27 protein-coding genes are annotated in these 23997 nt (G+C 63.1%); 15 read left to right on the plus strand and 12 right to left on the minus strand.

What is annotated here, in order from left to right; genetic code table 11:
- The first annotated feature begins 95 nt into the window (after positions 1-95).
- Positions 96-995 carry a LysR family transcriptional regulator gene (locus tag RP6297_RS02615; protein ID WP_009238979.1) on the plus strand — a complete coding sequence of 300 codons (900 nt, stop codon included), beginning with the start codon at positions 96-98 and terminating at the stop codon, positions 993-995.
- Here the strand turns inward: RP6297_RS02615 and RP6297_RS22790 are convergent.
- From RP6297_RS22790 to RP6297_RS02640, 5 genes are all read right to left on the minus strand, one after another.
- Positions 931-1149, minus strand: coding sequence for a hypothetical protein (locus RP6297_RS22790; protein WP_397467652.1), 219 nt, complete (start codon positions 1147-1149; stop codon positions 931-933). The two genes, RP6297_RS02615 and RP6297_RS22790, sit on opposite strands and share 65 nt — an antisense overlap.
- A 380-nt stretch (positions 1150-1529) precedes the next feature.
- The gene (locus RP6297_RS02625) at positions 1530-1814 is read right to left on the minus strand and encodes a hypothetical protein (protein ID WP_009238978.1); all 285 of its coding nucleotides are present in this window, start codon (positions 1812-1814) and stop codon (positions 1530-1532) included.
- Between the two features lie 59 nt (positions 1815-1873).
- Positions 1874-2254, minus strand: a complete 381-nt coding sequence (locus RP6297_RS02630) for a hypothetical protein (protein WP_009238977.1) — start codon at positions 2252-2254, stop codon at positions 1874-1876.
- Positions 2255-2341: 87 nt separating this feature from the next.
- Positions 2342-2626, minus strand: coding sequence for a hypothetical protein (locus RP6297_RS02635; protein ID WP_004629776.1), 285 nt, complete (start codon positions 2624-2626; stop codon positions 2342-2344).
- Positions 2627-2717: 91 nt separating this feature from the next.
- Positions 2718-3044, minus strand: a complete 327-nt coding sequence (locus tag RP6297_RS02640) for a hypothetical protein (RefSeq protein ID WP_004629775.1) — start codon at positions 3042-3044, stop codon at positions 2718-2720.
- A 711-nt stretch (positions 3045-3755) separates the two neighbouring features.
- Here RP6297_RS02640 and RP6297_RS02645 point away from each other — a divergent pair.
- The 5 genes from RP6297_RS02645 (at position 3756) to RP6297_RS22800 (ending at position 5312) form a co-directional block, all read left to right on the plus strand.
- Positions 3756-3986, plus strand: a complete 231-nt coding sequence (locus RP6297_RS02645; protein ID WP_009277277.1) for a hypothetical protein — start codon at positions 3756-3758, stop codon at positions 3984-3986.
- Positions 3987-4067: 81 nt separating this feature from the next.
- Positions 4068-4322, plus strand: a complete 255-nt coding sequence (locus tag RP6297_RS02650; RefSeq protein WP_009238976.1) for a hypothetical protein — start codon at positions 4068-4070, stop codon at positions 4320-4322.
- Between the two features lie 101 nt (positions 4323-4423).
- Entirely contained in the window at positions 4424-4636 is a 213-nt protein-coding gene (locus tag RP6297_RS02655; RefSeq protein ID WP_004629768.1) for a hypothetical protein, read from the plus strand.
- Between the two features lie 178 nt (positions 4637-4814).
- Entirely contained in the window at positions 4815-5120 is a 306-nt protein-coding gene (locus tag RP6297_RS22795) for a LysR family transcriptional regulator (protein WP_051132532.1), read from the plus strand.
- A gap of 54 nt (positions 5121-5174) precedes the next feature.
- Complete coding sequence (locus tag RP6297_RS22800) at positions 5175-5312, plus strand: type 2 periplasmic-binding domain-containing protein (RefSeq protein WP_370452702.1); 138 nt, start codon at positions 5175-5177, stop codon at positions 5310-5312.
- 500 nt (positions 5313-5812) lie between these two features.
- Here RP6297_RS22800 and RP6297_RS02665 read toward each other — a convergent pair whose 3' ends face one another.
- The 7 genes from RP6297_RS02665 to dapA all read right to left on the minus strand — a co-directional run bounded on the left by RP6297_RS02665 (position 5813) and on the right by dapA (position 14510).
- Positions 5813-6520 (minus strand): SDR family NAD(P)-dependent oxidoreductase, encoded by a 708-nt coding sequence (locus tag RP6297_RS02665; RefSeq protein WP_009238974.1) that lies wholly within the window; start codon positions 6518-6520, stop codon positions 5813-5815.
- Positions 6521-6522: 2 nt separating this feature from the next.
- Complete coding sequence (locus RP6297_RS02670) at positions 6523-7287, minus strand: DeoR/GlpR family DNA-binding transcription regulator (protein WP_004629760.1); 765 nt, start codon at positions 7285-7287, stop codon at positions 6523-6525.
- 63 nt (positions 7288-7350) lie between these two features.
- On the minus strand, positions 7351-8526 hold the full coding sequence (locus tag RP6297_RS02675) for a sialidase family protein (RefSeq protein WP_009238973.1): 1176 nt from the start codon (positions 8524-8526) through the stop codon (positions 7351-7353).
- A 34-nt stretch (positions 8527-8560) separates the two neighbouring features.
- Positions 8561-9991, minus strand: coding sequence for a sodium:solute symporter family protein (locus tag RP6297_RS02680; RefSeq protein ID WP_009238972.1), 1431 nt, complete (start codon positions 9989-9991; stop codon positions 8561-8563).
- Positions 9992-10101: 110 nt separating this feature from the next.
- Positions 10102-12414, minus strand: coding sequence for a 4-hydroxythreonine-4-phosphate dehydrogenase PdxA (gene pdxA / locus RP6297_RS02685; RefSeq protein WP_009238971.1), 2313 nt, complete (start codon positions 12412-12414; stop codon positions 10102-10104).
- Complete coding sequence (locus RP6297_RS02690) at positions 12411-13580, minus strand: iron-containing alcohol dehydrogenase (protein ID WP_009238970.1); 1170 nt, start codon at positions 13578-13580, stop codon at positions 12411-12413. Before RP6297_RS02690 ends, pdxA begins: the two co-directional genes overlap by 4 nt.
- Before the next feature lie 33 nt (positions 13581-13613).
- Positions 13614-14510, minus strand: coding sequence for a 4-hydroxy-tetrahydrodipicolinate synthase (gene dapA / locus RP6297_RS02695; protein ID WP_004629750.1), 897 nt, complete (start codon positions 14508-14510; stop codon positions 13614-13616).
- A gap of 1066 nt (positions 14511-15576) precedes the next feature.
- Here dapA and RP6297_RS02700 point away from each other — a divergent pair.
- The 9 genes from RP6297_RS02700 to RP6297_RS02740 all read left to right on the plus strand — a co-directional run bounded on the left by RP6297_RS02700 (position 15577) and on the right by RP6297_RS02740 (position 23304).
- Positions 15577-15855, plus strand: coding sequence for a metal/formaldehyde-sensitive transcriptional repressor (locus tag RP6297_RS02700; RefSeq protein WP_009238968.1), 279 nt, complete (start codon positions 15577-15579; stop codon positions 15853-15855).
- Between the two features lie 7 nt (positions 15856-15862).
- Entirely contained in the window at positions 15863-17167 is a 1305-nt protein-coding gene (dmeF, locus tag RP6297_RS02705) for a CDF family Co(II)/Ni(II) efflux transporter DmeF (RefSeq protein ID WP_009238967.1), read from the plus strand.
- Between the two features lie 125 nt (positions 17168-17292).
- Positions 17293-18249: a hypothetical protein gene (locus tag RP6297_RS02710; protein WP_009238966.1), complete on the plus strand. Its 957-nt coding sequence runs from the start codon at positions 17293-17295 to the stop codon at positions 18247-18249.
- A gap of 195 nt (positions 18250-18444) precedes the next feature.
- On the plus strand, positions 18445-18861 hold the full coding sequence (locus tag RP6297_RS02715) for a DUF1924 domain-containing protein (protein WP_009238965.1): 417 nt from the start codon (positions 18445-18447) through the stop codon (positions 18859-18861).
- Positions 18862-18909: 48 nt separating this feature from the next.
- Positions 18910-19401, plus strand: a complete 492-nt coding sequence (locus RP6297_RS02720) for a diheme cytochrome c (protein WP_009238964.1) — start codon at positions 18910-18912, stop codon at positions 19399-19401.
- Positions 19373-20104: a cytochrome b/b6 domain-containing protein gene (locus RP6297_RS02725; RefSeq protein WP_009238963.1), complete on the plus strand. Its 732-nt coding sequence runs from the start codon at positions 19373-19375 to the stop codon at positions 20102-20104. The genes RP6297_RS02720 and RP6297_RS02725 overlap by 29 nt, the downstream gene beginning before the upstream one ends.
- Before the next feature lie 31 nt (positions 20105-20135).
- Complete coding sequence (locus RP6297_RS02730; RefSeq protein WP_004629735.1) at positions 20136-20810, plus strand: response regulator transcription factor; 675 nt, start codon at positions 20136-20138, stop codon at positions 20808-20810.
- Positions 20807-22183 carry an ATP-binding protein gene (locus tag RP6297_RS02735; RefSeq protein WP_009238962.1) on the plus strand — a complete coding sequence of 459 codons (1377 nt, stop codon included), beginning with the start codon at positions 20807-20809 and terminating at the stop codon, positions 22181-22183. Before RP6297_RS02730 ends, RP6297_RS02735 begins: the two co-directional genes overlap by 4 nt.
- Before the next feature lie 194 nt (positions 22184-22377).
- Positions 22378-23304, plus strand: coding sequence for a cation diffusion facilitator family transporter (locus tag RP6297_RS02740; protein WP_009238961.1), 927 nt, complete (start codon positions 22378-22380; stop codon positions 23302-23304).
- The last annotated feature ends 693 nt before the right edge of the window (positions 23305-23997 follow it).

A 23997-nucleotide genomic window follows, 5' to 3' on the forward strand; every position in this document is an offset into this window, starting at 1 on the left:
CTCCTTGAGTGGGTTGGGTTCCCAGTTAAGGTAGGTGATCCATCTGTGGTCCGGAAGATGCTATAAAGAGACGAGGTATCTCACTGGTGGAACACATGGATTTGCTCGCGCTTGCCGATTTCAACCTGGTTGCCCGACATGGAAGCTTTGGCGAGGCTGCCCGGGCGACGGGGCGGCCGAAGGCGACGCTCTCTCGCAGGGTGTCGGAGCTGGAGGGCAGTCTCGAACTTCGATTGTTCGAGCGCGGATCGCGCGGGCTCAAGCTCACCCAGGAAGGGCAGGCGCTGTACGAGCGTACGGGCACGCTGCTCGCCGAGATTGCGGAGACGGCCGCCGCAATTGCATCCGGTAGCGAACGGCCACGAGGGCGTTTGCGCATCAGCGCGCCCATGCTGTTTTCGCAGGTGGCCATGGGCAAGCTGGTGGCCACGTTCGCGTTGAAATATCCCGAGGTGCAGCTGGAGGTGACGACCGAAGATCGCGGCGTCGACATGATCGAAGAGGGTTATGACCTGGTGATCCGAGTCAACCCGGACCCGGACGAAAGCCTGATCGGACGGGTGTTCTTGCGGGATCGCCTTGTCGTTGTGGCAACGCCGGAACTGGAGCGGCCCTCCGGCAAGGCTGTCGTGCCGGCCGTCCTTCGCGGCGCGGGCACCGGAAGCGCCGCCTGGGACGTCACCGGGCCCGACGGAACGTCCCGCATCGCGATCCGGCCCGTTGCGCACTTGTCGTCGTTGATCATGGTGCGCGACACGGTGCGGCTTGGTGTGGGGGCCGCGTGCCTGCCGGTGTCGCTCGTGGCCCACGATCTGGAGGCCGGCACGTTGGTGCATTGGGGCGATGTGGACAGCCCCGATATCGCGCTATGGGCGCTTTACCCTTCCAGGCGGTTGCTGAGCGCCCGCGTTTCCGCTTTTCTCGAGCATCTCAAAGACGCATTCCCGACGGGCGAGCCCCAAGAGCTGGCGGCCTATATGCATTCCTCACCATAGGAATATCCGGCGATAGAGCCTCGGAGTTTCCGCGCATTTCCGGCAATGGGCGATGCGCGATCTCGTCCGCCTCGGTGTGGTTCAGTCCGAGCATGCGCAGCAGTGCCGATGCCGCCGGCTCCGATTGCGCGTCGATTTGCACGCCGGCCGCCACGGCGGCGAGGACAGTGCCGCCAACCGAGATCAGGCTAACAGGCGCAACTGTGCCTCGCGTTTGCGACGCGGCCCACGCGGCTCCTTTTCTTCAAGGGCGGTGGCCGCCGGCGTTGCCGATGCAGCGGCTGTGGCGTGTCGTAGGAGTTTGCCAAGAACTGGACGCTGGTCGGCACCCTCGCCTATCTGCCGCGCAAGACCACATCGACCATCACGCTGCGCAGCCAGGCAGGCCAGGTACCGCCCGTCAACAAGACGGAAATCGACGTGAAGCCCGTTGTCTTCAGCCTGAACGTTGGATACCGGTTCTAGCGGATCGAGAAACCTCGGGGTGGCCAGGCACGCCGGCCCATCTCTGCGTGACTACGTCAGGGAATGCAACTACTGGGAATGCACGGATCGGCCAGGCACAAAGCCATCGATGATGTCTTCGGCCATCTTCGCAGCCGCACGTTTTGCCGTCCCGATGTTGTCCCATTGGGTTGCCGGCAGTGGGAAGATTCGGGAGCGCTCCGTGCTCGGCGGCTCCCCTTCCTGACAAATCAGCACAGAAGCGCTGTAAGACCGATCCGGACGCCGTTCATGCCATTCACGAGGCGGATCGAATAGATAGATCAGGGGGTAAACATCGAACCCCTTGTAGCGGCAAGTCGGATAGGCGTCCACAGCAATCTCCGTAGAAAGGGGTGGCTCCACTGTACGCGCATTCCGCTCGCTCCATCGAACTATCCACGAGCAACCAAATGTGGACGGGGCGGCTTCAGCGTGCTACGTGATCCAGCAGGTCTGAGTTCGCCCTCCCAGGGTTGCACGCGCATATCCAGGGTATGGTCTCCCTGTGCCGTCTTCGCGTGGAGGCTGTCTCGGATCACTTGCCCGATGGCCAGGCGACACAAGGTTTCAACGCTGGCCATGGCTGCGGACGCCAGATCCGGAGCGCTTGCCAACACCCTGAAGGACCGCCTTCCTTCACCCACGAAACTGGTGAACTGCACGCAGTTCGGCTGCCCATCGCGGATGAAGCCAACCGTGATGGAATACGCCATGCTCTTTGCCGCTCCGGGAAGGGTGCAGAGAAAGCTGGTCTTATCGGATGCATGAGTCATCTTGTTTCCTGGCTGGTCATGCAAGGAACACGCCTCGCCAACTCAGTATCAAAAAGAGCCACGGGCCACAGAAATACGCCGCCCGCATTACAGAGACGCCACCGATTCGCCGGGTATCAAGCCATTGATGACGTCCTCGCCGAACTTCAGCGCGCCCCGCCTTGCGGTCCCGACATTCTCCCAAGCGGTCGGTGTCATTTGAAAAACGCGCGAGTGTTCGGCTCCAGGTTGATGACCTGCGCGGCAGATCACCACGGATGCGTTGAACGTACGGTCGAGGCGCTTGCGCGGCCATGACTGAACCGCCTCAGTCCTGTACACCAATGGATACAGGTCGAAACCCTTGTATGTGGCTGACGGGCTTGCATTCATGAATGGCTCCAACCGATGGTGGGCGTGGTCGACACCCCGGCAGGGCATCGACAGTGACTGTGATCGGCAACCCGCTGATTGGCCTGGTCGGCTATGACGCCACCCCAAGATGATCGACGGTGATCACGAGCATTCGATCTCCACGGTCCGCTTGGGCATGCATGCCCAACTGCGCCCGCAGAAAGCGGTCAAGCATGCACTGCAGCTGACAAAGGTCTTGCTGATCTGCGTGCATCAACTGATTCATGACATCGTGCGTGAATGCGATCGTCAGCGTTCTCACACGCCAGATACGGCTGTCGAACTCAGGCACCTGCCAGTTTGCCGCCAGCACACTCGGCCCGGAATGCCAGGTTCGCACGTCCTGCCCGGTAATTTCATCCAGCACCGGTTTGGTAAATGCGACAAGGTCGAGCATCACGGATCTCCATGACTTACATCGCGAGTCGCGAGCATCAACAGGCAAGCGTCCGTGAGCGGAACTGGCGAGGATGACAGCGTGCCGGGCTTGGTCCAGCGCAGGAGGCGTTCCCGAGCGCCGTGATCCCAAGTGCGGATAACTTTGCTCTCGTACCCACGGAAGCAAGAACTGGAGCGCTGCGGTCGGTGCCCCACTGTACTCCCATAAGTACACGGTGGCGTGACGATCTTTCGAAGTACCGCGTGGCATGCTGCGCGCGCTCAGTGGCGGGGCAAGCTGAGGCGATAGGTAAAAGGTCAATCTCCGCGCTCCGGGGCATGTCGTTCAAGACGAGCAGCCATTGCGAGAAGCTGTTACTATGCGCGATCTTTGCCTGTCGTTCGAATGTTCGAATAGATCGGGCTGGGTGCCCAGCAAGAAAACCGACAAGACGCTGACCACCCGTCGGGCGTACACCCGAATCACCTTGGGCCATGCGGCCCATCACCTATCTGACCGGCGGTTTATCCGCTCCGTACGCAGCGCGCATGTACTAGGCGTGCCGGCCTACGCAAGTACGGTCACCTCGTTTCCAATCGCTTGCGCCATGCATTTGTATGCATGCGCCAAGGCGTTGGCCTTACCCATCGTGGCGTAGCTCATCGGCAGGAACTGGTTTGCCCAGGCAGTCCACGCCTGTATCAGCTCTCGCCCGAACCTAGCACTGTATTGAACAAAGTCGACTCCCCGTACACGGTATCCGTGTACCCAATTGAACAAGAACCCGGCGTCTGGTTTGCCACCTATCTCATCAATGAGTACAGAGATGGCACGGAACGCCTCCTCGCCAACGTCTCGATGCGCCACAACGTACATGGCACCGAAGCCCTCGCGAGGAATGCGGCGCGGCTTGCCGGAAGAGCAGCCATCGCACGTCTGGCGCACCGTCACAAGAACTGAACCACGCAAGCCGCCTTGGGCGGCTTTTTCGCTTGCGGCAACGGCAGGCGCAACCCCGAAGTCAAAGGGAAGGAAGTCACCATGTTTGCTAGCGAAGAATGGGAAGAACTGCATCTGACGCCCGAGGGCTGGAAAGATGGCAGCTATCGGCACGTACCGGGCGACCCCGTCATGATCGAACCGCCTGCCAATGATGTGTTGACGGTGCGTAGGCATGTGGCTGCAGTCTATGGTGGCCCGTCGCGCGTGACGGAAGACAGAACGCCGCGCACCGATGACATTGGCCAGATCGAGCAGTTGCTGCTGAAGTACGGCGCTCCTGTCTTTGGCGTCTAGTCCAAAGGCGATGCAGCGGAACGCGTCGCAGCCCAATGCCTGGGCGTTAGTCCTAGCGCCCGCGCCATATTCAGTCCACGTGATTTGAGAAAGGAGTTGGCATGACACTCTGCCGCGCTTGCCTTGCCATTGAAGTCCACCGACTTGGTGCGTCAGGCCATGCTTTCTTAAGGATCACCGACACCCAGCGCATCAAGGCATCCAAGACCGCTGCCGTCACCGTGAGCACGTTCGCATGCCGCACGTGCGGCGCCAGCTGGACCTATCGCGAAGGGAAAAACGTGCCTAACCCGGGATGGTCGCTTGATCATTAGGCGTCTTCATTGCCGGCGCCTTTGCGCTATGGCATCGCCTCGCTCTTCTCCTGCGCGCCAAGGCTCGCGATCAATGAGGCGCATTTGTGCCTCGGTCATGGAAGGCCAAGAGTCGATGTCGAACCCCTGACGGCGGCGCGCGAGCCTCAAACAGTCGTATTCCACCGTCCTCAACGACTTGCAAGCCTTCGTGGCCGAGGCACGGGAGCGCAGTTTCACCCGCGCTGCGGCGCAAATGGGGCTGTCTCGCTCAGCGCTGAGCCATGCGATGCATGCCCTGGAAGCGCGGCTGGGTGTGCGGCTACTGACGCGCACTACCCGCAGCGTTTCCACTACGGAGGCCGGTGCACGGCTACTGGAAGCGGTGGCACCCCGGCTCGATGAGATCGGACTGGAGCTCGGGGCCCTCACTGCACTGCGAGACAAGCCTGCGGGCACCGTGCGCATCACGGCCCACGACCACACCATCACCACCGTGCACTAGCCTCGGCTGCTGCCCTTGCTGCGAGACTATCCCGACGTCCATGTCGAGTTCAGCGTGAACTACGCATTCACAGATATCGCTGCGCAGCGCTTCGACGCCGGCGTGCGCGTAGGAGATCGCGTGGACAAGCACATGGTGGCCGTGCGTCTCGCGCCGGAGCAGGGCATGGCTGTGGCGGCGTCACCTGGCTAAATGGCGGACAAACGACTTCCCGTCAGGCCGCACGAACTCACCGAGCGATGGGCTTCGCCTTCGTGCCCCTGGACACCATGCAGCCCCATATCGATGCGGGCCGATTGGTACCGGTGCAGCAGGACTGGTGGCTGTCGTTTCCGGGCAACGACCTGTACTACGCCGCAGACACGTCTCGCCGGCGCTGGCTCTGGTGATCGAAGCCCTGCGATGGCGGGAAAGCGAAACTGACGCTACAGGCTAGCTGATCATGCTCGCCTGCTCGCCAGAATCTTCTGTCTGGCTTCGTCCAGCTCGTCGGCAACGCGATGCGTGATCACGTACGTGAGGCAATTCGGCTAACCGGATGCTGTTCATTGCAACGGGTCAAGGGATCTACGCCGCTCATGCATTGGAGGGTGCAGCCGCGCGCACGATGCAAGTATGGCAAGGCTGATCGCTCGCCGAGGCCACCGGGCATCTGCCCCGCTTTGGCGTGATCTCCTAACTGCGCGCCAGCGCTACAACGACGCCCCACCACACATCACGATCTGCTGACCGGTGATGGCACCGCCGTATTCGCCTGCCTGGAATGCCGCCATGGCCGCCACTTCTTCGGGCGCGATGAACCGGCCGATGGGGGGCATGCGCGGCGGGGTGTGCGCGCGTGCAGGGTCGTGCAGGAACGGTGTATCCGTCGCGCCGGGCGCAATCACGTTGACGGTGATGCCGCGCGGCGCCAGTTCGGCGGCCCACGAACGCGCCATACCCACGAGGGCCGCCTTGGTGGCGGCGTACTGGCTGCGCGTTGGGGCGCCGTTGGCCGTGCGGCTACCGATCAAGAGAATGCGGCCGCCGGCCGGCATGCGCGGCACGAGTCTGTCTGCGAGGAAGGCGGCGGCATCGACGTGCACGCGCCACATCGCCGCACCATCGGCGGCGCAAAGTACGCCCAATGGGGCTGTGCGCATGAAGCCGGCAGCATGCACAAGTGCGTCGACTGCGCCCAGGCCGTCGCATACCTTGCCCAACCGCGCGAAGTCCGTCACATCCACCTGTGCGATCTCCAACCCTTCGACCGGCTCGGTGGGCGCGGTCCGGCACAGGCCCGTCACGCGCCAGCCGTCGGCCAGCAGGCGCTCTGCAATGGCGCGGCCGATGCCCGAGGAGGCCCCAGTCACGAGGGCATGACGGGCGGTAGCGGCTTGCGGTGCGGGGCGGGTTGGCATGCTTAGTCCAGCGGGGCGATTTCCACGTCGACCTCGTCGCGTTCGTGGAATGGCTCCAGTTGATCGGGCGATGCACCGTTGTCGGTGATGAGCGTCCAGGGTCGTTCGATAGGCGTCCAGTGCTGCTGGGTGGCGCGCCCGAGCTTGTCCGCCGTGGCCAGCACGATCACCTGCGCGGCCTGACGGATGACGCATTCCTTCAGATATGCCTGATCGGCCGACGCTTCACACAGGCCGTTGGTGGCGACCACGCCGTCGGCGCTCAGAAATGCCTTGTCGACACTCACGCGGCCGAGCGACAACTGCGCGAGCGGCCCAAGCGTGCTCATGCTCGACGGGCGCACATCACCGCCGATGAGCGTGACCGGGATGCCGCCAGCCGCCAGCGATGTCACGACCATCAAGTTGTTCGTGACAACGTGGATCTGCTTGCCGGACAGGTGACGCGCCAGTGCCGCGGTGGTCGTGCCGCCGTCGAGGAAGATGGTGTCGCCGTCGGCGATGTGTGCTTGCGCGAGGCGGGCAATCGCTTCCTTCTGCTCACGTGCGCTGCTGCGGCGCTCTTCCAGCGGGGCTTCGGGTTCGTGCGAACCGACCGCCGCCGCGCCCCCATACGTGCGCAGGATGCGGCGATCGGAAGCGAGCGCGCGCAGGTCGCGGCGCACGGTGGCTTCCGACATGCCGAAGTGCTCGCACAGTGTGGCGACGTCGTTCATTCCGCCCAGCACGGCTTTCAGCATGGCCTCGCGGCGCTTCGTGACTTTCATGTCTGCAAATATCCAACCGACCTCAGATGGGGAGCCACTGTAGCAAATCGGCCCCGAACCGGGTCAGCCGCGCACCCACGATTCGTCAACCGTCACGTATTTGATGCGCTGGCGGAAATAGGTGAAGGCGATGTGCAGCGCGCCGTCGTTCCCTTGCACGATGGAGGGATACGAATACTCGCGGTTGCGCTGGTCGGCCGAATTGTTGGTCATGCAATAACCGTCGCCAATTTCAATGTTGCGGCGGCGCCAGGTGTGGCCACCATCTTCCGAGATGGCCAGCGACAGCGGCGCACGCGGGGCGCCCCAGAAAGCGGTGCCCCGCGTGGATGCCTGCTGGTCGCGCAGCTCGCCATGGTCTTCGGCGTCTTCAATGTCGTCGTACAGCGAGGGGCGTCGACCAGTGCTGTGCGAGGCATCGCTCTCGTTGTAGACCAGCGCGAGATGACCGTTGCGCAGTGCCACAAACTGGATCGACGAATTGTTGTTGGGCAGCGTTGTCGGCTGCGGTGCGCTCCAGGTACGGCCGTCTTGCGAGCGGCTGGCGTAGATGTGATCTGCCCAGCGGCTGCGGTACACCGCCAGCAGGCTGCCGTCGGCCAGCGTCTGCACGTTCATGTGCACGCAGCCGATGCTGTCGGGCACGTCGTGGCGGCTCCAGGTGCGGCCCTGGTCTTCGGAGATCATGACGGCGCTGATGTCGTCATTGCCGACCCAGCGTTCGCCTGGTTGCGTGCGGCACAGGAAGACAGGGCAGGCCCACGCGCCGTCGGGCAGGACGACGATTGGCTGGCGCACGAAGGTGCCGGCCTGGTCGAACAGCGTATCGATGGGCCCCCAGCTTCGGCCGCCGTCTGTCGAGATACGCCGGCGCACGATGGCTGTGTTCTGGTGTCCCGAAAGCTGCGCGGTGTAGATCAGCCAGAGTTCGCCGGTGGGTGTGCTGAACAGTACCGGGTTCTGCTCCGATCGTGTCGGGTCTTCCGATAGCTTGGTCGCAGGCTGCCATTCGGAGGTGCCTGCCGGCAACCGAGACAGGTAGATCGATACATCGGGAATGCCTTCCTGCGTGCCGCCAAACCACACGCACAGCAAGTCGCCGTTGGGCAGCGCGTGCAGGTTGGCCGCGTGGTTTTGAACGCAAGGTGTGGGCAGGAACGCTTCGCGGCGCTCGGCGTCGGTATAGGCAGCTCGCACGTTCGAATCGAAGGCGGCGTAGGCCGGAAGGGTGGCAGTCATGTTATGTCTCAGTTCAATGCTCGGTGTCTGGGGATCAATGCGCCGCGTTGTTTGGCTTGATGTTGGCGACGGGTGCGCTGGCCTGTGCAGGCTCAGCCGCGCGAAAGAGCAGCTTCTCGACCACCAGAACGAGGGCGGGCGTGACGAGCGCGATGTACATGTTGTCGACGCCGAACGGGTTGCCGAGCAGATACCAGATGGTGGTTGCAATCGCGGCCAGGATCAGGCCCGAAACGGCTCCACGACTGCTGTTGAAGAACGGCAGATAGATGCCGATGAGCGCAACGATGGACACCGACAGCCGCAGCGCCCGCGTGAAGAACGATAGCGCCAGGATTTGCGGCACGAACAGCACGAACACCAGTGGCAGCACGCCCACCGCCAGCGAGATCCAGCGTGTCATGCGCATTTCCTGCTCGGCCGACGGGCGATAGCGCGGCACATAGAAGTCGGTCACGATGAGCGAAGCAATGGCGAGTGCCACCGTACACACGCTCACGAAGATCGACGCCACCAGCGAAGTCGTTACCACGCCGGCCAGCAGCGGATGCATGTGTTGTAGAAAGACCGGCAGCGCATACAGGCTCTTGATGCCCGGGTACAGATACTTGGCGGCCACGCCGATGAAGCCCAGCGCAATCGAGATCGGCACGCACAGCACCGCCGCCATGAGCGAAGCCGAACGGGCGGCTTCAGGGCTCTTGGTGGAAGAAATGGCTTGAATGATGAACTGGGTGGAGAAGATCGCCCCGGCCGAACCGATGATCCACGCGCCGATGGTGCCGCCGGACAGCGCACCCTTCCACGTGAAGTAGTGCTCCGGCATGGCCTGCGCCATCGGGGCAATGCCGCCAGAGAGCTTCCACGCCACCGCGACGATGATGCCGATGCCGACCACCTTGACCGCGCTGTGCACGATGGTCAGATACGCCACGCTCTTGAGACCGCCCCACACGAAGTAGATCGTGCTGACGGCAGCCGTGATGAGCGCCGCGGTCGGAAGGTCGATGTGCATGACGGTGGAGATGGCCGCCGCGCCGCTGACATAGTTGCCCACGTTCACCAGAAACAGCGCGTAGATCATGATGGCCGACACGACCAGCTTAGCCGAGTTGCCGTACTTCTTGGCGATGAAGCCGGAGATGGTGAACTGCCCCGACGCGTACAGACGCTTGGCCATGAACAGGCCAAACAGCAGAAAGCCGATGGCGGCGGAGATGACCGACCACGACGCTGCAATGCCCACGCTGAAGGCTTCTTGCGAGGTGCCGATGGTCGACTTGGCGCCGATGTATTCCGACATCAGCAGCACGGCCACCACCACGGCCGGCATCGAGCGACCGGCCACCATGAATTGCTCGGAAGTGCGGCTGCGCAGCCGGATGCTGGCCACGCTGGTCACCACGATATAGACCACGACCATGGCGATGATCATGGTGGTGTCCCAGGTCGAAAACGAGGTCATCTTTTGTCTCCTGATTCTTGAGCGGATGGCTCCGGCCAGCCCGGCGTGTCTCCGCAGGGTCAGGCCTTGCGCGGGGGCGCTACATCAATTCGTGCTGCATGGGTGGGATGTCAGGCCGCACGTACGGCTTGCGGGTCATCGTGTCGGGTGGCGAGTTCACAGGCCTGGCGAAACGCTTCGAGCATGCTGCGTTCATCGGCGATGCCCTTGCCGGCAATGTCGAACGCGGTTCCATGGTCGACCGAAGTACGGATTACCGGCAGGCCCACGGTGACGTTCACACCGGCCTCCAGCCCCATCACCTTGACCGGTCCGTGGCCCTGGTCGTGATACATCGCCACCACCACATCGAAGTCGCCACGGCCGGCGCGGAAGAACAGCGTATCGGCGGGCAGCGGGCCTTCCACGCGCCAGCCGCGTGCCTGCAGCTCCTGCACGGCGGGGATGATCTTTTGCTCTTCCTCGCCATGGCCGAACAGCCCGTTTTCTCCCGCATGCGGGTTGATGCCGCAGACACCGATGCGCGGGTTCTCGATGCCGGCGCGTACCAGCGTGGCGTGCGCGCGTTCAATGGTGCGCTGGACCAAGCCCGGCTCGATGCGGCGGATGGCGTCGAGCAGCCCGATATGGGTCGTCACGTGGATCACGCGCAGGTTGGGCGCCACGAGCATCATCGAAACCTCATCGATGCCGGTCAGGTGCGCCAGCATTTCGGTGTGGCCCGGGAAGATGTGGCCGCCGGCGTGCAGCGCTTCCTTATTCAGCGGCGCGGTACAGATGGCATCCAGTTCGCCAGCGGACGTCAGCTCGACGGTGCGGGCGATGTACTGATACGCGGCATCGCCCGCGATGGGAGAGAGCTTGCCGTAGGGCAGGTCGGCAGGGATGAGGCCGAGGTCGATGCAGTCCACTACGCCGTAGCGGAAGGCGGCGTCGGCAGGGCGCTCGATCGAGCGAACTTCCAGTGCCGCGCCGGTACGTTGGGCGGCATCGCGCAGTCGTGCCGTGTCGCCAATCACCAGAGGTCGGCATTGCTCGTACACCGAGCGGTGTGTGAGCGCCTTCATGATGATCTCGGGGCCGACACCGGCGGCATCGCCCATGGTGATGCCGATGACAGGACGATAGGTCATTGCGTGAGTTCCTTTGGGTGGTGTGCTGGCTGCGGTTTCGATCAACCGTCGCCAAGCGGCATGCAGGGAGCCGGGTGTGCCGAAGCCCCCCGCCTTGGTGACGACCGGCAGCACGCGGCCGACGCCAGTAAGTTGGGCATGCAGCAGCGGCATGCCGGATTCGATTTCGTCGCACAGGCGCAGCGCGTCGATGCCGGCGGTCGACAGCACGGCGCGCGCGGTCTCGCCGCCGGTGGCGATCAGCCCGCCGGCATGCGGCAAGGCCGGCGCCAGCAACGTGGCGAGGCGGCGGCAGAAGTGCAGGCCGTCGGCGCTGTTGCCGCGCGTGGTTTGGCTGAGCGTGACCAGCACGTCGCGGCCTTCGCACAGCGCATCGATGACGGTCTGGGTGATGTCCGCCTGCGGTGTGTCGAGCGCTTCCACGGGCAGCTCCAGCGACAGCAGGCGCGCACCGGCAGCGGCCTTCAATTCAGACGCCTGCGCATGGGACACGCTGGACATGCTGCCCACCACCGTCAGCACCGGCCCGGCGATTGCGGTTGCCGCATCGCCTTCGACAGCGGCGTTGGCGCTGCCGAGCCCCGCCGCGCGAATCAGCGCGGGCGCCAGACCGGCGGAGCCGACCCAGAACACATGCGCCAGCCGCACGGAGGTCTCGGCGATGTGCGCGAGGTCGTCATCGGTCTGGGCGTCGCACACCACGGCTTGCACACCGTCCGCCTGTAATGCCGCCAGGCGACCGGCCAGCGCGGCGGCACCGGCGCGGATGTCGTCAAGCGTCAGCACGGCGGTCTGAAGGCCCTGGCGCTCCAACATGACGCGCAGATCGGCGCGGCCGCCGATGCTTTCGTTGCGCCACACCTCGGTGTCTTCCACGGCCACGCCGTGCAGCCACTGGCGGCCGTCGCGGGTGGTGCGTCCGGCTGCCGGAAACGCCGGCGCCACGATGGCCAGACCCGCCAGCGGTGCAAGCGCGGCCACCTCAGCAGCGACGTTGCCGCGCAGGGTCGAATCGATCTTCTTGTAGAGCCGCGTGGCCGGCCGGGCCAGTGCATGCCATGCCGCCACCTGCGTGGCCGCCGCATCGACGGCATTGGCGCGCCGCGTGTCGGTGTCCAGTGCGAGGACGTCGGCGCTGGTCGGATACCCGATGGGGTGTCCAACATCGGCGCGCAGCATGACCGCGCTGCGCAATCCGGCCCGCACGCCGGCCACCGCGCAATCGGCGGCGCCCGACAGGTCGTCGGCCAGGATCAGCAGCTTCGGAGCGGTGTGGGCGGACGTGTTCACGGCAGCAGGCGCTGGTAGATAGCCTTGATGTCTGCGTGGCTCAGCGGCTTGGGGTTGTTGCCCAGCAGACGCTTGACCTTCGACGCGGCCTCGGCCAGCACGTCCAGGTGCGTTTCCGACACGCCGAACTGGCGCAAGTCCTGCGGAATCTGCACAACGTCGGTCCACTCGGTCAGCTGTTCGATGAGCGCATCGGCGGCGGTCTCGTCGTCAGTGTCATGGCTGCTGATGTCCAGTGCACGTGCCACGTTGCCCAGCCGCCCGACGATGGCATCCTTGTTGAACGACATTACGTGCGGCAACAGCATCGCGTTGGCCACACCGTGCGTAATGCCGAACATGCCACCGAGCGGATACGCCAGCGCATGCACGGCGGCCGTGCCGGCGGCGGTCAGCGCCAGGCCGCCGTACATCGAACCCAGCATCATCGCCTCGCGCGCCTTGACCGAGCGGCCGTTCTGATATGCCTCGACAAGGTTCGCGCCGATGAGCCGCATCGACTCCATCGCAAACATGTCGCTCACCGGGTTGGCCTTGGTCGAGATATACGACTCCAGCGAATGCACGAATGCGTCGATGCCCGTGGCTGCCGTGATCGGTTTGGGCAGGTCGAAGGTCAGTTCCGCATCGAGAATCACCACTTGTGGCAGCAGATGCCGGCTGACGATGCCCACCTTCAGTTCTTCATCGGGCAGCGTGACGATGGCGTTGGGCGTGACTTCAGAACCCGTGCCCGCCGTGGTTGGGACCAACACCAGCGGAATGCCGGGGCGCTTGATCAGATCAATGCCGAGCCATTCGCGCAGCGGCTGTTCGTTGGTCAGGCGCACTGCAAACAGCTTGGCCGCATCCAGCACGCTGCCGCCACCGATTGACAGGATGGCATCCGGCGCAAACGGCGCGATCTGCTCGCGGAAGACGGTCTCGACGTTCTCAATCGTCGGTTCCGGTTCGACGCCGCGTACGATGCGCGCCTCGATGTCGCGCGCGGCCAGCGCTTGCACCACGCGGCCGATCACGCCGTTCTGCTCCATCACCGGTTGGGTGATGAGTGCGATGCGTTTGACGGGCACATCAAGCAGCGCGAGCTTTTCGGGCAGCAATGCCAGACTGCCTGCGCCGTGGACGATGTGCTTGACGGTCTGGAAATGGTAGGAGGAGGACATGGCGATCGATGATGTTGGGGCGGGCGGCAGTGCTTAGGCGACGTTCAGCGCGGCACGGTAGATGGCGAGCGCTTCAGCCAGGCGTTCGCGGCTTTTCTCATCGAGCGGCTTGGCCGGCGAGCGTGCCGGCCCTGCGGGCATGCCGAGCATCTCGGCGGCGGTCTTCAGCACTACGGGCATGGTGCCGAGCGCAAACGCGTCACGCAGTGCACGCAACGATTCCTGTGCAGCACGCGCGGCCGGAATGTTGCCCGCCTGGAATTGATTCCAGATCGACATGACCACGTGCGGCACCGCATTGGTGGTGGCTGCCACCGCGCCGTCGCCACCGGCAATCAGTGTCCAGAGGATCATCGAATCGGTGCCGGTGAACACGGCAAAGTCGTCACGGCGCAGGTTGATGAGCTGCAGCAGGCGGTCGAAATCGCCACCACTGTCCTTGATGGCGCGGATGTTCGGGATGTCCGCCAGCCGGCGCACGGTGTCGACGGTCAGCGTCACGCCGGCCTTGGCCGGAATCGTGTACAGCAGGATCGGCAGCGACGTCGCGCGCGCGATCTGCTCGTAATGCGCAAACAGCTCCGGCTGCGTGGCGCCGTTGAAGTAGGGCGTGATGACGGATACGGCGTCCACACCCACGTCTTGCATCTTGTGGTTGAGCGCGATCACATCACGCGTGGCATAGGCGCCGGTGCCCGCCACCACGGGCACGCGGCCGCGCGCCTGCTCGACGGTAATACGGGCGATGCGCAGCTTCTCTTCTTCGCTCAGCGCAATGAATTCGCCGTTGGTGCCGAGCACGAAGAGCCCGTGGACGCCCGCGTCGATCAGCCGATCGATCAGCACGCGCAGGCCGTTTTCGTCCACGTCTTCCGTCGGGGTCATCGGGGTGATCAGGGCAGGGACGATCCCTTTGAACGACGCGGTCATGTGGCAATCCTTTCGTGGTGGGCTGCGGCCCGTGGGTCAGCTTGAACCGGAGGGATGCACAGCTGAATGCCTCAAACATCGATCGGTCCAGTCATTGTAATCAATAAAATGATTGAATCGATCAATGTTTACCCTGATCTCACTCCGCTGTACGAAAGCTGAGCAGGCGCCGTATCGCGCACTAACGCTACTCTTCTTGGGTATGGGTGAGGCGGCGTGCTCTTATGACACGACTAATTTTTGATCGAATCAGGCACGCGTGGGTCGCCCCGGTCATCCCATTCGGCAGTTGATTTACGCGGGCGCGTATGGACGTGGGGTCGACTACCGCCAGTCCTGGAATGGAAGCAGCCTATGAACGGGTTTGCTATCCCTTTGGAAATATGGCTGCGTGCATGCCGAAGTAGTACCGAGGCGCGCTCGTGGCACTTGCCTCGACCACGACTTTCTTGTCGGGGCCGATGGGGGTGGACAGCAACCACGGACAGGCGATCAGCCCCACTCGCCGGCGCGGCGAACGGGTAACGACCTTTCCGGCGGGAGGCATGAGGTCTCTCCACGCAAAGGGATTCCCGACTACGCACTAGCAGGGCTCCGCAACGATGGCTTTGTAACGGGCATGGGTGGTGTGGGCGCGCTTTTCGCCTTGGCACTGGCAAACACGCTAGTCGTTCGTCCACCAGCGACCAACTGCTCAAGCTGGGTGCGCTGCAGGCGAGGAGCTTGGGCGCTTCTCGCTTGCGGGATGCAGCACGGGAATGCCCTTAGACCTTGCGGCAATGCGGTGCCCGCGTGAGATCGAGAAAGCCCTGTGTGAGATGCCACTGCGCGAGTGCTGCCAAGCGCTGGCGTAGCGTGTTGATGGAGAGCGTCTGAGCGTGGTGGGCCGACTGTGCGCTGTCCGCGCTTGCTAGCAGGAACCCACCCCATTCGACCTCGAAATGACGGACTGCGGGCTGATAGCTGTGGCGCGTGAGTTCTCCGTTGAGGAAGGAATTGCGCCGCTATGACAACTTAAATCTGATGTAGCATACTACCCTATAGTATATTTTGGTTGAGGTAATGGATGAGCCACACCATCCGCGAGAAGCAGAAGCTGCTTAACCGCGTTCGCCGGATTCGCGGCCAGCTCGATGCCATCGAGCGCGCCCTGGAGGAGGAGCAGGGATGCGCCCCCGTACTGCAGCAGATCACAAGCTGCCGAGGCGCCATGAATGGCCTGCTGGCCGTGGTGCTGGAAGACCACATCCGCACCCACCTGACCGAGGCGGACGACGAACATGAGCACGCCGACGGCAGCGCCAAAGAGCAGCTGATCGAGGTCGTGCATAGCTATTTCAAGTGAGCCGGCTATGAGCAATTTCTACGACACGCCGTTCCACGCCAGCCATGACCACGTGTTCCTGGGCGAGGGACATGAAAAGAACGAGCGCAAAACCTGGGCCGTGATCGTGCTATGCACCCTCATGATGGCCGCCGAGATCATCGGCGGAAGCATGTTTGGCTCGCTGGCACTGGTGGCTGATGGGCTTCACATGTCGACGCACGCGGGCGCCATGCTGATCGCGGCGCTGGCCTACACCTATGCGCGACGTCACGCGAACGACCCGCGTTTCGTGTTCGGCACAGGCAAGCTTGGTGATCTAGCCGGTTTCACCAGCGCCATCATCCTGGCGATGATCGCTCTGTTGATCGGCTACGAGGCGGTGGTGCGTTTCCTCTCACCGGTGCCGATCCACTTTAGCGAGGCGATTCCGATTGCGGTCGTCGGTCTGCTGGTGAATATCGCCAGCGCCTGGCTGCTGAGCGGTGGCGACCACGGTGGTCACAGCCATGGCCACAGTCATCACCATGGTCACGCCCACGGACACGACCACGGCGCAGCCGGACTTGGCGACACGCATCCGCATGGCAGGGAAGTGCAGCACATCGACGCGCCCGCGGGCGTGTTCGCACTGTCGATCTTCGAAGAGGGCGTACCGCCCGTGTTCCGATTGGCTGGAGAAACTGCTCCGCTGCCCGGCGATGTGGCGACGGTGACCACCATTCGGCCGGACGGCAGCCGCCAGGAATTCCTGCTGGTCCGCAAGGCCAACTATCTGGAATCCACCACCGAGATTCCGGAGCCGCATGCATTCACTGCGGTACTCGGCATCGGCGGCCAGGAATACAGCGTGGCCTTCGACGAACATGACCATGATCACGCCGACGGTCACGGGGCACACCATCGCGACCACAACATGCGCGCGGCCTATGTGCACGTTCTGGCGGATGCCGCCGTCTCTGTGCTGGCCATTATCGGTCTGCTGCTGGCCAGAACATTTGGCTGGCTCTGGATGGACCCGCTTGCAGGCATTGTCGGTGCGCTGGTCATCGCCAACTGGGCGCACGGATTGATGCGCGACACCGGCGGCATTCTGGTCGACATGACGCCGGACAAGCATATCGGCAGGCGCATCAAGACGGCGCTGGAGTCCGATGGCGACACGCTGCTCGACCTGCACGTCTGGCGCATCGGCCCTGGCCACCTGGGCGCGGTGGTCTCGGTGAGCACGCGCCAAGCGCACCGCGGGCCGCAGTTTTATCACCAACGGTTGCGGCGACTCCAGGCACTGTCGCATATCACCGTGGAAGTTCACGCGTCGCCGGGCAAATAGCCTATTGGCCGACTCGGACATTTGCTCCGCATCACCAGCATGGGGCGCGGCACCCTGCCATGCGTGCCGCATCTGCCCGACCACAACAAAACACATTCGCGGTCTGACCGCAGATTCTTTCGACCATGTACGGCCCATCCGCATTTGTGCGCATTTGCGCAGCAGCGCTCGCCCTTGCTGCATGTGGCGTTTCCGGCCCATCGCGTGCGCACGGGATCGCTGGCAACCGCTTCTTTCCGGGCACACTCAATTTCGATGATCCTGCCGTTGCAGACGAATTCTCGATCACTGCAGGCGCAGTAAAACACCCTGATGACGCCGGAAACGTCACCGATCGCGCTGCAACGATCTCGTTCGCGAGGCTCCTGACGCCCGAGGTCTCGATCGGTTTTGACACGGGCTTCATTCGGCGCGACTGGGGCAGCATGCGTCAGCCCGGCGCAACCGGTTCCGACGTGGTGCTCAAGTCCAGGCTCTACGAGGACGATCTGAACGAGACGCTTGTTGCCGGCTCCCTCATCTATGGACTGCCCCATACCGGGGCCAAACGGCTCGGCGCCAACACTTCAGCGACCATCGCGCCCAGCCTTTATATAGGCCAGGGGTTCGGCGCCTTGCCTGACGCATGGTCTTGGTTGCGGCCATTCGCCATCACAGCGGGCGTCAGCGTGGCTGTGCCGACCGGCAAAACGTCGGGCAACTTGAGCTATGACCCGACGACGCGGCAGTTCAACAGTGTGAGCACAGCCAACGTCACCACGGTGCACTGGGGATTCGCATTGGAGTACAGCACGCTCTATTTGACGGATCGATTTGTGCCAGGCGTGCTGCCCAAGGAAGAACCCCTGCACCAGTGGATTCCTTTGGTTGAGTTCGCGTTCGACTCGCCACGCGGGCAACGCACGCGCGGCACCGTCAACCCAGGAATCGCCTATGTCAAGGATACGTGGCAGGTCGCCGCGGAACTGGTCCTTCCTGCAACCCACGGATCGACGCGAGGTGTCGGCGCAACTATTCAGGTGTTGTTCTTCCTTGATGATTTCCTGCCGTTGCTGTTCGGCAAGCCGATCCTGGCTCGCTAGCGGGTTGTCTTGCTGTGCGCAGCTACGGTGGCAGTCACACCGATTGAAAGGGTCGACCTGTGGTCATGCCCATGTCGCCCACGCAGGCGTGCAATCCTTGACCGGGCCACTGAAATAGATCCCCGCGGTATCGCTTAAGAATCCGTTAAGAAGAATTCGAGAGCATTGAGGCATTCCTCAGTGCGAGAGGCCGCGATGCCAATCTCAAAGTTTCCTCCTGTTGCCTGCCTGCATTCGGTCTTGGCGTTAGCGCTAGCCGCTGCCGCTCCCCTGGCACATGCGCAAGCGCCCGCGCAACTGCTTGATCAATATCGGGCGCAGGCCGGAGCCCCCTCCGGCCCGTCCCGCGGCCAGGAATTCTTTACATCCAAGCATGGCCGTGAATGGAGCTGTGCGTCCTGCCATGGCAACCCGCCCACGCAGACCGGTCGGCATGCCGCAACTGGCAAGTCGATCGCGCCTCTGGCTCCGGCATTCAATCCTGAGCGCTTTACCGATACCGCCAAGACGGAGAAATGGTTTCGGCGCAACTGCAACGACGTGGTCGGGCGCGAGTGCACGGTGGCCGAAAAAGCAGACGTGCTGAGTTGGCTGATGACCCTCGGGAAGTAGGGCCATCCAGCAACCCATTCAATTCCTGACCTGATGCGGAGTCTCCAAATGTCTGGCCGTTTCGTTGTTACAACCCGAGCCGCATGCGCTTGCCTGGCAGTCGCGGGCCTCGGGCTGTCGTTTCTCGCCGCCGCCGAAGAGGGGCCTGGCATGCGCGCTGCACCGCTGCTGCCCAAGTATCGGCAGGAATGCGCGTCTTGCCATATCGCCTATCCGCCCGGAGCGCTACCCGCCAGTTCCTGGCAGCGCATTCTGGGCAACCTGCAGCACCACTACGGGACGGATGCTTCATTGGACCCCGCCACCGTCAAGCAACTCGATCAGTGGCTCACGGCCAACGCGGCGGATCGCTCAAGGTCAATACCCCCGCCGCCCGAGGACCGGATCACCCGATCGGCGTGGTTCGCCCGCACCCACGACGAAGTGCCGACTGCAGTGTGGCGCCGGCCTGCCATCAAGAGCGCTTCGAACTGCGCTGCCTGCCATACCAAGGCGGATCAAGGCGACTTCAATGAACACAATGTCCGCATCCCGCGCTGAAGCCATGAAAACCGATTCCATCACCCGCCGCATCCTGGTTTGGGATGCGCCGACCCGCCTCTTTCACTGGCTGCTGGCGCTGAGCTTCCTGGGTGCCTACTTGACCGCGGAAAGTGAGCAGTGGCGCCTTGTCCACATCACACTCGGATACACGATGGCGGCGCTGGTCGGCTTTCGACTGGTGTGGGGCATAGTGGGCACGCGATACGCTAGGTTTTCCAGCTTCGTACGGTCCCCCGCTGCCGCACTCCGCTATTTGACCAGCATCATGCACGGGCGGCCGGAGCACCATATTGGCCACAACCCCGCTGGTGCGCTTGCTATCATCGCCTTGCTGCTGATGGCGTGCGGCCTGGCAGGAACGGGCTGGGCCACCTACAACGATGTCGGCGGTGACTGGCTCGGCGAACTGCACGAGGGCTTCGCCAACGCAATGCTTGCACTGGTGGGCATTCATGTTCTCGCCGTCTTTGCCAGCAGTTGGCTGCACGGTGAGAATCTGGTTGGCGCGATGATCAGCGGACGCAAGACCGGCCTGCCGAACGAGGGCATCCGCCGTGCGTGGTCGAGTGTCGCGGGCCTGATGTTGGTGGCTGTGCTGGGCTTCTGGTGGATGCAGTGGCAGTCCGCGCCGCCGGCCGGGGTCACTGACCGTCCCGCGGCCTCCGCGAAGCATCACGACGCCGACCGCGACGACTATTGATCCAAACCGGTACCGAGCGGAGATCTCATCCGTGCGCATCCTGCTTGTCGAAGACGACCCCCTGCTCGGAGACGGCATTCGTGCGGGCCTGCAGCAGCAGGGCTTCCAGGTCGATTGGGTGCGCGACGGCGAGGCAGCGTGGCGGGAGTTGCGCACGGACGCCTACGTCGCCGCAATACTCGACCTTGGGCTGCCCCGCATGGACGGCGTGGACGTGCTGCGAAAGGTGCGTGGCGCAGGCATTGCGGTCCCCATCCTGGTGTTGACCGCGCGCGACGCGATACCAGATCGCGTGCGTGGTCTCGATCTCGGCGCCGATGATTACATCGTCAAGCCCATTGATCTGCACGAACTCAGCGCGAGACTGCGCGCGCTGGTGCGCCGCGCGCATGGTCATCCCACGGAGCAGTTGAGGGCGCGCGGCATTGTTCTGGAGCCGGCGTCACGCACGGTCTTCTGCAACGGTCGAGCCGTCGCACTGTCGACGCGGGAATTTGACCTGCTGCATGCCTTGATGCTGAACGCGGGGCGCGTGCTGTCACGTGAGCAGCTCGAGCAGTGCCTATACCCCTGGGGGCAGGAAGTCGGAAGCAACTCCGTGGAGGTGCATATCCATCATCTGCGCGTCAAACTTGGCAGCGACCTCATCGTGACCGTGCGCGGCGTCGGCTATATGCTGCCGCGTGACAATGCCGAAGCGCCATGACGCGACCGCGCTCGCTCCAAGGTCGGCTGGTGTTGTTGGTGCTTGGCGCCGTCGCCGGCCTATGGCTCATCACCGCATTGATCACGTGGTACGACGCCCAGGACGAGATCGATCAACTGCTGGACAGTCATCTAGCGCAAGCTGGTGCGCTACTGGTCATGCAGCACGCACAGGCCGTCGACGAGGACGATGAGCCGAGTCACGACCTGCCTGTCCAGCATCGTTACGCGCCCAAAGTCGCCTTTCAGGTCTTTCACGAAGGGAAGCTGGGCATCCACTCGGCCAACGCGCCGAACCAGCCGATGGTTGCGCCAGGCGAGCGCACCGCGTCCGGATTCTCTACGGTGCAAATCGGAGGCAATGCTTGGCGTGTCTTTGTAGCGCAGGGGGTCTACAAGGACATCCAGGTCTACGTTGGCGAGCGCATCGACTCCCGCACAGCAATCCTGACCGCCATCTTGCGCAACATGCTGTGGCCGATGGCGTTGGCGTTGCCGTTACTCGCCTTGGCCGTCTGGTGGGCGCTCAAGCGCGGGATGCTGCCGCTGCGCAGATTGGGTACCGCGCTTGCCGAGCGTGACCCGCGAGCACTCGATCCGGTCCGGATGCCCCATGCGCCGGTTGAGATGACGCCCATGCTCGGCGCGCTCAACGCGCTCTTTGCCCGCATTCAGACCATGCTCGACGCCGAGCGCCGCTTCACTGCCGACGCCGCCCACGAATTGCGCACGCCGATTGCCGCAATCAAGGCCCAGGCCCAGGTGGCAATAGCCGCCCAAGAGGACGCCATGCGTCGCCACGCCTTGGTGGGAACGTTGGAAGGATGCGATCGCGCTGCCCATCTGGTCGACCAATTGCTGTTGCTTTCGCGTCTGGAAGCGAACGCCGGCATTTCGATTGAACCGATCGACCTTGGTGCGCTGGCTAGACAAGTGATGGCAGACATTGCGCCAATAGCCTTCGGCAAGAAACAGTGCATCGCACTAGAGAATCCGGAGCGCTGCATGGTCGCGGGCAACAGGGCATTGCTGGCCTCACTTGTTCGCAACCTGATCGACAACGCCATACGCTACAGCCCCGCCGAGGCACAAATCGTCGTGACGGTCACGCACCGTAACGGAAGTGCTGCGCTTTGCGTCGAAGACAGCGGCCCCGGACTCCCCGCCGCCGAACAGCACCGACTTGGCGAGCGCTTTTTCCGTGTCGAGGGAACGGACCAGAGTGGTAGCGGCCTTGGATGGTCGATCGTGCGCCGGATCGCGGCGGTTCACGGTGCAAGCGTAACGGTTGACCGCTCGCCGGGTCTCGGGGGATTGCGCGTCGACGTTATCTGGTCGAACCTCACATCCAGTGGGTCCGGAACCCACCAATAGGTCATGCGCGACTTCATCCCTTCATTGAAGTCATGAAGAATACGAGCCGGCGGTGCGACTCGGGGAGTGTGCCGATGTGGAAAACGGCTCCGGTCTCTCTCATGCGCAATCGCTTGGCAGCGGGGCTGCGCCATTGACCGCGCGCCGCTGCTCAACCTGGAACCCCATCCCCACGTTCACTGCTCGGACAATCCATGCAACAGATAAAAGAAATCGATCTTGAGATCGCCGCCGATTCCGAAGACAGCGTGGCCAAGCAGGCCGCTGCGCGGCGCAGCACCCTTGTGAGCGTCGCCGTCAATCTTGGATTGACGATAGCGCAGGTAGCGGCTGGCATGCTGGCCGGCTCGCAGGCGCTGATCGCCGACGCCATCCACTCCTTGTCCGACCTGATCTCGGACTTCGTGGTGCTATTTGCTAGCCACCATAGCCAGAAAGGGCCGGATCAGACACACCACTATGGCCACCAGCGTTTCGAGAATGCCGCTTCCCTGGTGCTCGGTCTGCTCCTGCTGGCTGTGGGCGTGGGCATGCTCTGGAACGCGGTACTCAAGCTGGAGCACACCGAGGCCATCCAGCCGGTGCGGCTCATTGGCCTTTGGGTCGCGCTAGGCGCTCTGGCTGCCAAAGAACTGTTGTTCCGCTACATGCTGGCGGTGGCAGAGAGAGTGCGTTCAAGCATGCTGGTCGCCAACGCTTGGCATGCCCGTTCGGATGCCGCGTCGTCGCTGGTGGTGGCGCTTGGCATCGTAGGCAACGTACTCGGGTACCGGCTGCTCGACCCGGTGGCAGCGCTTGTTGTGGGTCTGATGGTGACCCGCATGGGCTGGCAGTTCGGCTGGGAAGCCCTGCACGATCTGATGGATCGTGCCGTTGATGAGGAGACTGTGGAGGCGATCCACCAGGTCATGCTAGCGACGACGGGTGTACTTGGCGTACACGACATCAAGACACGCCGTATGGGCGACATGATTCTGGTGGATGCACACCTCGAAGTTGATGCGCGCGTCAGTGTGCGCGAGGGCCACGACATCGCACTGGAGGCTCGCCGCCGCGTGATGGAGCGACGCGACGTGCTCAATTTGATGACGCACGTGGATCCGGTCGATGTGCCCCTCTAGTCGCAGCCTTGCGCCACGTCTTCCTAAAGTGGAGCGAGTAACGGTAAAGGTTCCGATTGGGAATTGCACCGCCACGCACGAGACATGAACAACGGGGCTCGCCGCCATGAATTCGACCTTCCGCGAACGATGGGAACTCAGGAGGCAGCTCTCCGACGACGTTGACAGGATGATGCGCCGTCTGCGGTAAGCCGCTTTCGAAGCCTCTGACGACGACGCAGTCCGTGCTTAGGCAGAGGATTCCGACAACTGGGGGGATTGGCAGACGCTTTCCGAACGTGATGCAACCTGGCGAGAGACTCTGCTCACGGCGTTAGCGAGCGCAAGACCCCTGCGGGGGTTCGGAAGAGATGTCTTCGGGGATGGAGCGACATTCCCGCGCAGTTCGGGCTTGAGCTGTTGTCGGTGCAGCCCTGTCTTAAGTAATTGAAATGGAACGGTTTCCATCTGCTTGAGCACACTGTGCTCCCGCAGAGCGCCAAATTGAGTGACCAAAGTTCCCGATTCAGTGAATCTCGACATCGACAACTGTCGAGATTCACTCAATCTTGAACCGCAGAGCCCGATATGGCGCCATTCCCAGCGGAACGGTTCAGTGAACTTGGAACTCTTGGTTCACTTAATTTGGAACTATCCGGGGCCCGGGTCATTGAATTTGGAACTTTCTGATGGGCCCTGTTGATCACACCAGCG

Source organism: Ralstonia pickettii, assembly GCF_016466415.2.
GTDB lineage: Bacteria > Pseudomonadota > Gammaproteobacteria > Burkholderiales > Burkholderiaceae > Ralstonia > Ralstonia pickettii.